Genomic DNA, 10,127 nt, shown 5'->3' with positions numbered 1-10,127 from the left:
TCAGCACCCCCACCACCGGCTCCCCCGCCGCCGTACCGCTGAGCCGCCGAGGTGGGTGTCGGCCACACCCCGGGTAGAATAGGAAGTCGGGCGTCGCCACCTCGGCCGCTCCGACCCACAGACATGCCGCACCAAGAGGGGACATCCATGCCCGCGAAGACCACCGACATCGCCGACGAAGAGCTGGAACCGGTAGCCGACGAGACCGCCAATTCGGCCCGCCGCGTCGTCGCCGCCTACGCCACCGACGCCGACGAGTGCCGGATGCTGCTCGCCATGCTGGGAATCGCGCCGGGCGAGAACGCCTGACCAGGTGACACCGCGAGCGGGAGACACCGACAACACGCCTGCCGACACGGCGGGCGGAGGACCCCGGGCCGCCCGCGACGGCGCCGAATTCGTCGTCGTCGCCAACCGACTGCCGGTCGACAAGGAAGTCCTGCCCGACGGGACGGTCAACTGGAAGCGGAGTCCCGGCGGGCTCGTCACCGCGCTCGAACCGATCCTGCGCGCCAACACCGGCGCCTGGGTCGGCTGGTCGGGCATCCCCGACTCCGACGACAACCCCGACATCGAGGGCATCGACATCCACGCGGTGCCGCTGTCGACGCAGGAGATCGCCGAGTACTACGAGGGATTCTCCAACGCCACCCTCTGGCCGCTCTATCACGACGTCATCGTCAAACCCGAGTACCACCGCGAATGGTGGAACACCTACGTCGAGGTGAACCGCCGCTTCGCGGAGGCGGCTTCGCGGGCCGCCGGCGAGGGTGCGGTCGTCTGGGTTCAGGACTATCAGCTGCAGCTCGTCCCCAAGATGCTGCGCATGCTCCGACCCGACGTGAAGATCGGCTTCTTCCTGCACATCCCGTTCCCGCCGGTCGAGTTGTTCATGCAGATGCCGTGGCGCACCGAGATCGTGGAAGGTCTCCTCGGCGCGGACCTGATCGGCTTCCACCTCCCCGGCGGCGCCCAGAACTTCCTGTTCCTCGCGCGGCGTCTCGCCGGTCAGGCGACGAGCAAGGGCACCGTGGGCGTCCGCTCGCGATTCGGTGTGGTGCAGGTCGGTTTCCGCACCGTCCGCGTCGGCGCGTTCCCCATCTCGATCGATTCCGGCGAGCTCGCGACGCTGGCCAAGAGCCGCACGATCCGAGAACGCGCCGCCGAGATCCGTCGCGAACTCGGCAATCCGAAGACGATCATGCTCGGCGTCGACCGTCTCGACTACACCAAGGGCATCGATGTCCGACTCAAGGCCATCTCGGAGTTGCTGGCCGAGGAGCGTCTCGACCCCGCCGAGACCGTGATGCTGCAGCTCGCCACGCCCAGTCGTGAGCGTGTCGAGAGCTACAAGCAGATGCGGGCCGGGATCGAACAGCTCGTCGGCAACATCAACGGCACCTATGCCAGCGTCGGGCAGCCCGTGGTCCAGTACCTGCACCGCCCGGTGCCGCGGGAGGAGCTCGTCGCGTTCTTCGTCGCCGCCGACGTCATGCTGGTCACTCCGCTGCGCGACGGCATGAACCTCGTCGCCAAGGAGTACGTGGCCTGCCGCGGCGATCTGGGTGGAGCGCTCGTGCTGAGCGAATTCACCGGCGCCGCCGCCGAACTGCGTTCCGCCTACCAGGCCAACCCGTACGACCTCGACGGCGTGAAGGACGCGATCCAGGCCGCCGTCGAACAAAGTGAACACGAAGGCAGGCGTCGCATGCGCGCGCTGCGCCGGCAGGTACTCACCCACGATGTCTCGAAGTGGGCGGAGAGCTTCCTCGGCACCCTCGGCGCCGACTCGGACACCGAGCTGTCGGCCAATCGCGGTGTGCACCTCGTGGACGAACCGCGGTGAGCGACAACGCCATCCCCGCGGACCTGGCCGAGGCACTGACCCGCGCCGCCGAGGCGCGGGTGTTGCTCCTGGCCAGTGACTATGACGGGTGCGTCTCGCCGATCGTGTCGCGTCCCGAGGATGCCGTTCCCGACCCCGCATCGATCGACGCCCTCACCGCCGCCGCCCGGTTGCCCGACACCGCCGTCGCCGTGGTATCCGGTCGCGAGCGCGCCGTGCTGGCGGAGCTGTCCGGCCTGTCCGCACCGGTGGTGCTGGTTGGCAGTCACGGCAGCGAGTTCGAGTCCGGGTTCGCCGTCGAGGTCACCGACGAGGCACGCACGCTGCTCGCCCGACTCGTCGACGAATTGCGTTCGATCGCAGCGGAACACCCGGGCACGACGGTCGAGGTCAAACCGGCCAGCACCGTCCTGCATGTCCGCAACGCGTCCGCCGTCGACGCGGACGCCGCCTTGGACCGCGCCCGCTCGGGACCGGCGTCGTGGCCGGGCGTCCACGTCACCGAGGGCAAGGCCGTCATCGAGCTGGCGGTGATCGAGACCAGCAAGGGTCACGCGCTCGACGCACTGCGCGGGCGAATCGGCGCCGACGCGGTGATCTATCTCGGCGACGACGTGACCGACGAGAAGGCTTTCGCCCACCTGAGCCCGGAGACCGGCGACATCGGCATCAAGGTCGGTGAGGGCAACACGGCGGCCGGGTATCGCATCGCCGACACCGCCGACGTCGCAACGGTTCTCGGGTTCGTGGCGGCACAGCGCGCCGAGCGACTCACTGCCCGCCGCCCCTGACGGACCCGGTTCAGCCGATCCGGACGCGCGAGGTGCGGTCGTCGACCGGCAGGTCTCCGCGCACCGTCGCGGTCACCGTGTACGAGTTGAGATTGATCGAGCCGCGGTGATTGTCCAGGAACGCGGTGTCGGCCGCGTCCCGGCCCGTGGCGATCCGCACCAGACTCTGGCGTGGGGCGAGTCCGGTCGCGTCGACCACCACCCACTCCCCGTCGACGATGGCCTCGGCCACCGCATGGAAGTCCATCGGCGAACAACCCGGTGCATACACGGCGACCAGACGTGCCGGGATGTTGAGCGCCCGCAGCAGGGCGACGACGAGGTGCGCGTAGTCGCGGCACACCCCGGCACCCGCCAGGAGGGTGTCCGCGGCGCCGTCGATCGGATCACTCGTGCCGGGGATGTAGCTGAGCCGCTCCGAGACGAATGATGCCACCTGGGTGAGCAGCTCGCCGTCGGGCGTGGAGAAGTCGAACTGCCCGGCCACGAAACCGAAGAACTTGTCGCTTTCGGCATATCGGCTGGGCCGCAAGTACATCGACCGGTCGGTGATGTCCACCGGCAACGGGTCGGCGGGAGTCAGGACCGACGCCCGGTAGTCGATGGTCAGCAGACCCCGATCGAGCTGCATGCGGTGGATGCGCGAGCCGTGCGGCGCGATGAGCTCTTCCGGTGTCAGCGGGCGGCCGTCGAACTCGATCTCGAGTTCTTCCTCCAGCTGGAGACCGGGGAGCTTGGCGACCGTGATCTGCATCTCCAGCTCGGTCGGGTCGTCGACCCGCACCTCGAGGTGTGCGGACACATCGCGTGGGAGCGTCATGGTCTCACCGTAGGGGATGCCCGCGCCGACGGCAGTGGCAGGCGCCCCGACCACCGTCAGAGTGTTGCGACCGCAGCGATCGGGTCGGCGTAGATGACGCTGAGCGCCACCACGATCGCCGCGCTCTCCTGCACGCGCACACCGAATCTCGACGGCGCGATCTCCAGCGGCCACGTCAGGGTGGTGGTCTCGTCGAAGGCGGCCTGCACCGGTGCGAGTCCGTGTGGATGGGCGGCGAACGCCTCCCCCGCCACGACGATGGCGTCGGGGTTGATCACATCCCGGATCAGGGCGACGGCTTCGCCGAGCACCCGCGCGCGTTCGTCGACGATGCGTGCCGACGTCGCGTCGATGCCCAGGCGACCGGCTGCGGCCTCCGCGGCATCGTTGCCGATGACGTTCTGCAAACGGACGCGGGTGAGCCCCGGGGCGAGGACCGGCGCCGAGACCGGTAGATGCGCGATGGTGCCGGCCCCCCGCTCCGGGACATGGACCCGACCGTCGAGAGTCATTGCCATACCGGCGGTTTCCCGGGCGTAGAAGAACAGGCCCGAGCCCTGGTCGTCGCGCGGATGGGTCAGGAGGAGCTCGGCGGCGGCCATCGCCTCGACGTGTTCGCACACCGATACCGGAGTGTCGAGGTGCGCCGCAAGCGTTGCGCCCACCGGGAGTTGATGCCAGCCCAGTACGCGATGGTTGACGACACCGGTGTCCGCATCGACCGCCCCGCCGACCGCCACCCCGCCCCAGAGCACCCGGCGTCCGCTGAAGCGGCCGGCGAGCTCGGCGAGGAGATCGCACAGCTGCTCCAGGGCGTCGGTCTGATCGCCGGTCGGGGTCAGCACGGCGTGGCTGTAGAGCGGTCGGCCGCCGAGGTCGGCGATGACCAGCACCGTCCGCCGCGCACCGATGTGCATCCCCGCCACACACAACGAGTCCCGGTCGATGGTGAGCGGATTCTTGGGTCTGCCAATCGATTTCGGCGCCGCCAGATCGGGGCGCTCGGCGATGAGGCCGTGTGCGGCGAGGGCATGGATCTGGCGGTTGATGGTCGCGGGTGACAGGCCCGTCGACGCGGCCAGCTGGTCTCGCGTCACCGGCCCGTTCACGCGGATCGCGTGCAACACGGCCGCCGCCGGGGTGGACGTCAGTTGCAGTGCCGCCGGGATCACTCCCCCATGCATGCGACGAATGTAGCAGTGGACTCGAACACCGGGCGCCGATGAGGCCCGACCGCACCGCTTGCGCCGAACCGTAAGGTTGAGCGCATGAGCACTGACAACGCTTCCCGCCCGACCGACACCCGACCGATCGCCGTGGTCACCGGCGCGAGTTCGGGGATCGGCGCCGCCACCGCGCGGCGACTCGCCGCACAGGGCTTCCATGTGGTGGTCGGCGCGCGGCGGGTCGACCGGGTGACCGCGCTGGCCGACGAGATCGGCGGTACCGGTAGGCAACTCGACGTCACCGACGACGAGTCGGTGGCCGCATTCGTCGACGGGCTCGACACCGTGCACGTGCTCGTCAACAATGCCGGTGGCGCCAAGGGCCTCGATCCGGTCGCGACGGCCGATCTCGACGATTGGCGCTGGATGTGGGAGACCAACGTCCTCGGCAGCCTCCGGGTCACCAAGGCCCTCATCCCCGCGCTCATCGCATCGGGAGACGGACTGATCGTCGCGGTCACGTCGATCGCCGCCATCGAGGCCTACGACAACGGTGCCGGGTACACCTCCGCCAAACACGCCCAGGCGCTGACCCACCGCACGCTGCGCTACGAACTGCTCGGCGAACCCGTCCGGCTCACCGAGATCCTCCCGGGCATGGTGGAGACGGACTTCTCACTCGTGCGCTTCGAAGGCGACAAGGAACGCGCCGACGCGGTGTACGAGGGACTGACGCCGTTGACGGCCGATGACGTCGCCGAGGTCATCGGCTTCGTCGCATCACGTCCGCCGCACGTCAACCTCGACCAGATCGTGCTCAAGCCGCGCGATCAGGCCTCGGCCCGCCGCAACATCCGGACCGGCTAGCGAGGCGCCGGGGCGTTCGACGTGGGCGCACCGCTGGGGGTCGCGGGGACCGACGTCTCGCGGACCTCACCCTTGATCGCCGACATGCTCTGCCAGGTCTCCCAGTCGTAGATCCAGTCGTAGATGTCGCCGTCGGCCTCCGACAGCGCGATCCTCGTCCCGGTGACCTCGACGGGATCGCCGTACACCGCGACCCCGAAGTAGCGCTCGGCGTCGGCCTCGGACAGGTTGATGCATCCGTTGGTGACGTTCGCCGAGCCCTGCACGTTGACCGTCTCGGGGTTCGCGTGGATGAACTCGCCGTTGTTGGAGATCCGCACCGCCCAGCGCTCGCGGATGTTGAAGTAGCCCGCGGCCGGGTTGCTCATGAAGAACTCTTCGTACTTCTCGGTGACCACGTGGATTCCGGAACGGGTGACGTTGCGGTCGAGGTCGCCGCCGCCATAGCTGCAGGGCAGTGTCATCAACTCCGCCCCGTCACGCTGCACGACGATCTGGTGCGACGACTCCGCCGCCTTCACGATCTGCGCGCGTCCGATGGAGAAATCGCATGTCACGTCCGCCGCGCCATATGCGCCGGCACCATGGTCGAGCCCGTAAAGATCTGCCTTCATGCTGACCTTGGTGCCCGGCGCCCAGTACTCGCGCGGCCGCCAATGCACCCGGGAACCGTTGTCCTCACCGAGCCAGGCCCACGACCCCTCCGTGGGCGGTGTCGTGGTGACCGTCAGGGCGCGTTCGACGGCTTCCTTGTCCTCGACCGTGCCGTCGAACTTCAGGATGATCGGCGCCGCGATGCCGACCTCCTGCCCGTCGCCGATGTTGACGACCACGTTCACCTGGCTCGACGGTTCGAGTGTCGTGAAGGTCCCGGCGACCGGAACGACCTTGCGGTCGGTGCCCACCGCGGTTCCGCTCCAAGTGTATTCGGTCCCGTACCCCAGCGGTTCGGCGATCGTGTACGTCGTGCGGTCGGCGGAGAGTTCACCCTTCACGACGACGCCACGTGGATTGGTCAGCTTGACGTCCGGGTTGAGGAGGCCGTCGGACGCCTTCACCGAGATCTCGGCGGTGGGACTGGGCGGCTCGGCGTCGAGAGCGGGCGTGAAGGTGAGCCGGACGGACGGGTCGGCGGGCTTGTCGTCGCCGGAGCCGGTACCGGAACCCGAGCAGGCCGCCACCGCGACCCCGAGCGCGCCGACGCCGGCCGCCGCGAGCACGGAACGTCGGTTCAGCGGGACCTGGGGAGTGATCACCGCATCAACCTTACCGATGCGACGCACCGCATCGATCGTCCGAACGTCAGGACGCGGTGTGTTCGACGCTCTCGAGCGCATGCGTGTCCGTCGCCGTGCGCATCGACGGATGATGTGCGCGCTCACCGGCGTGATCCATGATCGACAGCACCTCCGCCGGGCCCTGGTAGGCGCAGATCGCGTGCGGGACCATCGTCGGGAACTCGGCGGCGTCACCCGTGGGAACGAGGATGGTGCGGTCACCCAGCCACAGCTTGATGGTGCCCGACAGCACCGTGAACCACTCCAGTCCGGGGTGGACGCGCAGCTCACCGGGCGGTTCCTCCCGCTCGAACCGCACCTTTGCCACCGTTACCCCCTGGGGGGTGTTCTCGCGGGACAGCAGCCACATCGTCATCCCGTCGACGGTGTGCGGTTGGGGTCGGATGACGACGTCGGTGTCGTCGGCCGGTTCCACGAGCTGGTCGAGCGTGGTGCCCAGCGCGCGGGCGATCGGCACGAGCTGGTCGAGGGCCACTCGTCGATGACCCGTCTCGATGCGGCTCAGGGTCGACGGGGAGAGATAGCAGCGGGCGGCCAGGGCGTCGAGGGTCCACCCTTTCGCCACGCGCAGGCCACGGATGCGTTGACGGACCACCGTGTCGAGTTCTTGCGTCATTGGCAAGATGCTATGCCATCGGGGCATACCGGCGCTACCGTGGATGTCATGACCGGGACACACCACTCCGCATCGACACACGCATCCGCATCCGCATCGACACACCACGCCGCATCCGCTTCCGACAACCACCATGGACACGACCACGGGACCCACCCGCATCTCGTGTCGGCCCTCGACCTCGACGCCGAGCTGATGGGCGGATACCTCGACGACGCCTCAGCGCTCATCGCCGACGCCCTCGGCCGGGCACCCCGCACCATCGTCGATCTCGGCGCGGGAACGGGGACCGGAACCGAAGCCCTCGCCCGTCGGTTCACCGACGCAAGGATCGTCGCTGTCGACAGCTCGCCGGAGATGGCGGCGCTCGTCACGCAGCGGGCCGAGAAGGCCGGCTTCGCCGCCCGGCTCGAGACCGTCGTCGCCGACCTCGACGCCGGACTGCCCGAACTCGGTTCCCCCGACGTCGTGTGGGCGGCGATGTCGTTGCACCACGTCGCGAACCCGGTGGCTCTGCTTCGCGCGATCGCGACCTCGCTCGCCGGCGACGGCGTCGTCGCGATCGCCGAGATGGCGGACGTGCCCCGGTTCTCGCCGGCCGGCGAGGACTCCGAACTGCGGGACCTCCAGGACCGCTGCCAGGCTGCAACCGCACACGCCGGATGGGAAGCCCTCGTAGACTGGACGGACACGCTCGACGATGCCGGTTACGACGTTCTGCGTCACCAGACCATCGAGATCGAGCGCGGCGGCCCGAGCCAGTCGGTCGCGCGGTACGCCCGGCACTGGTTCAGTCAGTTCCGGCACCGTCTGACCCCAACGTCCGCCGACCCCCATCCGTCCGCTCTGAGCCCCGTCGATGTGTCCGCCCTCGACGATCTGCTCGATGAGGACAATCCCGCAGCGCTGCACCGTCGCGACGACCTCACCATGAGCGCCGGGCGACTCGTCTGGATCGCGCGTCCGCGCGGCGCCGCGTCCTGAACAGTGCCGCATCCAGCACACGCACCGACCCGACCTTCATCTCCCGAAAGAGGACCCGATGACCACGAATGAGAACATAAATGATTCCGCCGCAATCGAATACGACGCCGCGATCATCGGCGGCGGGGCCGCGGGCCTGAGCGCCGCGACCGTGCTGGCACGTTCACTGCGCAAGGTGGTCGTGATCGATGCGGGTGCACCGCGCAACGCTCCGGCCGCGGGCGCCCACAACGTGCTCGGGCAAGACGGCATCTCCCCGCTGGCCCTGCTCGAGCGCGGCCGTGCCGAGGCCATCGGATACGGCGCCGAGATCCGCTCGGGCACCGTCGTCGACGCCGCCACCGACAACGACGCGTTCACCCTGTCGCTCGCATCGGGCGAGAAGGTGGCCGCACGCAGGCTGATCCTCGCGACCGGACTCGTCGACGAGCTCCCCGACATCCCCGGCGTCGCCGAACTGTGGGGGCGCGACGTGCTGCACTGCCCCTACTGCCACGGATACGAGGTCCGCGGCAAGCGGATCGCGCTGATCGCCACGAGCCCGATGTCGGCACACCAGGCCCTGATGTTCCGGCAGCTCAGCGATCAGGTCACCATCATCACCCACGATCCGGCCGCCCTGTCGGACACCGACCGGACGAACCTCGCCGCGATGGACATCGCGATCGACGAGCGATCAGTCGAGCGGGTCCGTACCCGCGACGAGGGCGGTACCGCGGTCCTCGACGGCGTGCTCATGACGGACGGCTCGGTGCTCGACGCCGACGCGGTGGTCGTGGCGCCGAAGTTCGTCGTGCGCGGTGAGCTGTACGAACGTCTGGGCGGTTCCCTGGCCGAGGGGCCCATGGGCGGGCTCATCGGCACCGGTGTGATGGGTGAGACCGACGTCCCGGGGGTGTGGGCAGTGGGCAATGCGACCACCGTGCACGCGATGGTGACCGTCGCGATGGGCGAGGGCGTGTCGGCCGGGGCCGCGGTCAACGCCAGTCTGGTGATGGCCGAACTCGACGCGAAGGTCGCCGCGCCGGCCTGACGTCGCGCGGACCCGGGTGCTAGTCGGGGAAGCCGTCGAGAACGGTCGCCGAGGACGACAGGCCGAGTCGGGTGGCGCCGGCGGCGATCAGTTCGGCGGCGAAGTCGGCGGTGCGGATGCCACCGCTGGCCTTCACCCCGACCCGGGCGCCGACCGCGTCGCGCATCAAGGTCACGGCCTCGACGCTCGCGCCGCCCGCCGGGTGGAAGCCGGTCGACGTCTTCACCATCGACGCGCCCGCGCGTTCGGCCCGGAGGCACACCTCGACGAGGGTGTCCGGCCCGGCATACTCGAGCAGGGCGGCCGACTCGACGATGACCTTCAGCAGTGTGTCCTCACCGACGGCCTCGCGAACCGTCAGGACGTCGGCGAAGACCTCGTCGAACCGGCCGTCCACCGCCGCGCCGACGTCGATGACCATGTCGATCTCCTGGGCGCCCGAATCGACGGCGAGCCGTGCCTCGGCGGCCTTGACCAGCGAATGATGTTTTCCCGACGGGAATCCGGCCACCACGCAGGTCCGCAGGTCCCCGGTGTCGATCGGCAGCATGGACGGCGACAGGCAGACCGCCAGCACCCCGAGCCGCGCCGCCTCGGCGACCGTGGCCTCCGCATCCGCACGCGTGGCCTCGGGTTTGAGGAGGGTGTGGTCGATGATGGCGGCGACATCGCTCCGCCGCAGGTCCGTGTTCGTCACACCGACGAG

Annotated in this window: 11 protein-coding genes; 6 read left to right on the top strand and 5 right to left on the bottom strand. The window is 69.3% G+C overall.

Features of this window, described 5'->3' with window-relative positions; translation table 11 throughout:
- Nucleotides 1–147 precede the first annotated feature (147 nt).
- The 3 genes from MAY35_RS13935 to otsB are packed head-to-tail and all read left to right on the top strand — an operon-like array spanning nucleotide 148 to nucleotide 2,637.
- Nucleotides 148–309: a hypothetical protein gene (locus MAY35_RS13935; protein WP_005200235.1), complete on the top strand. Its 162-nt coding sequence runs from the start codon at nucleotides 148–150 to the stop codon at nucleotides 307–309.
- Between the two features lie 4 nt (nucleotides 310–313).
- On the top strand, nucleotides 314–1,846 hold the full coding sequence (locus MAY35_RS13930) for a trehalose-6-phosphate synthase (RefSeq protein ID WP_308192457.1): 1,533 nt from the start codon (nucleotides 314–316) through the stop codon (nucleotides 1,844–1,846).
- Nucleotides 1,843–2,637, top strand: a complete 795-nt coding sequence (otsB, locus tag MAY35_RS13925; protein WP_238421880.1) for a trehalose-phosphatase — start codon at nucleotides 1,843–1,845, stop codon at nucleotides 2,635–2,637. Before MAY35_RS13930 ends, otsB begins: the two co-directional genes overlap by 4 nt.
- A 10-nt stretch (nucleotides 2,638–2,647) precedes the next feature.
- On the opposite strand, the gene MAY35_RS13920 is transcribed toward otsB, so the two are convergent.
- Both MAY35_RS13920 and MAY35_RS13915 read right to left on the bottom strand, forming a co-directional pair.
- Nucleotides 2,648–3,457 (bottom strand): transglutaminase family protein, encoded by an 810-nt coding sequence (locus MAY35_RS13920; protein ID WP_238421879.1) that lies wholly within the window; start codon nucleotides 3,455–3,457, stop codon nucleotides 2,648–2,650.
- A gap of 56 nt (nucleotides 3,458–3,513) precedes the next feature.
- On the bottom strand, nucleotides 3,514–4,641 hold the full coding sequence (locus tag MAY35_RS13915; protein WP_238421878.1) for an ROK family transcriptional regulator: 1,128 nt from the start codon (nucleotides 4,639–4,641) through the stop codon (nucleotides 3,514–3,516).
- Nucleotides 4,642–4,725: 84 nt separating this feature from the next.
- Between MAY35_RS13915 and MAY35_RS13910 the strand changes: the two genes are divergently transcribed.
- Entirely contained in the window at nucleotides 4,726–5,490 is a 765-nt protein-coding gene (locus MAY35_RS13910; RefSeq protein WP_238421877.1) for an SDR family NAD(P)-dependent oxidoreductase, read from the top strand.
- Here the strand turns inward: MAY35_RS13910 and MAY35_RS13905 are convergent.
- The gene (locus MAY35_RS13905; RefSeq protein WP_245404067.1) at nucleotides 5,487–6,725 is read right to left on the bottom strand and encodes an Ig-like domain-containing protein; all 1,239 of its coding nucleotides are present in this window, start codon (nucleotides 6,723–6,725) and stop codon (nucleotides 5,487–5,489) included. The genes MAY35_RS13910 and MAY35_RS13905 overlap by 4 nt on opposite strands.
- Nucleotides 6,726–6,792: 67 nt before the next feature.
- A complete protein-coding gene (locus MAY35_RS13900) occupies nucleotides 6,793–7,404 on the bottom strand; it encodes a helix-turn-helix domain-containing protein (protein WP_238421875.1) in 612 nt (203 codons plus the stop codon).
- A gap of 48 nt (nucleotides 7,405–7,452) precedes the next feature.
- On the opposite strand from MAY35_RS13900, the gene MAY35_RS13895 reads away from it, so the two are divergent.
- On the top strand, nucleotides 7,453–8,388 hold the full coding sequence (locus MAY35_RS13895) for a trans-aconitate 2-methyltransferase (RefSeq protein WP_238421874.1): 936 nt from the start codon (nucleotides 7,453–7,455) through the stop codon (nucleotides 8,386–8,388).
- A gap of 58 nt (nucleotides 8,389–8,446) precedes the next feature.
- Complete coding sequence (locus MAY35_RS13890) at nucleotides 8,447–9,421, top strand: NAD(P)/FAD-dependent oxidoreductase (protein WP_238421873.1); 975 nt, start codon at nucleotides 8,447–8,449, stop codon at nucleotides 9,419–9,421.
- Nucleotides 9,422–9,440: 19 nt separating this feature from the next.
- On the opposite strand, the gene deoC is transcribed toward MAY35_RS13890, so the two are convergent.
- Nucleotides 9,441–10,118 carry a deoxyribose-phosphate aldolase gene (gene deoC, locus MAY35_RS13885; RefSeq protein WP_238421872.1) on the bottom strand — a complete coding sequence of 226 codons (678 nt, stop codon included), beginning with the start codon at nucleotides 10,116–10,118 and terminating at the stop codon, nucleotides 9,441–9,443.
- Nucleotides 10,119–10,127: the final 9 nt, after the last annotated feature.

Origin of the sequence: Gordonia sp. 'Campus', assembly GCF_022206305.1 — a bacterium.
Classification (GTDB): domain Bacteria; phylum Actinomycetota; class Actinomycetes; order Mycobacteriales; family Mycobacteriaceae; genus Gordonia.
The sequence above is the reverse complement of the archived record's forward strand: the minus strand, read 5'-3'. Positions and strand labels throughout refer to the sequence as shown.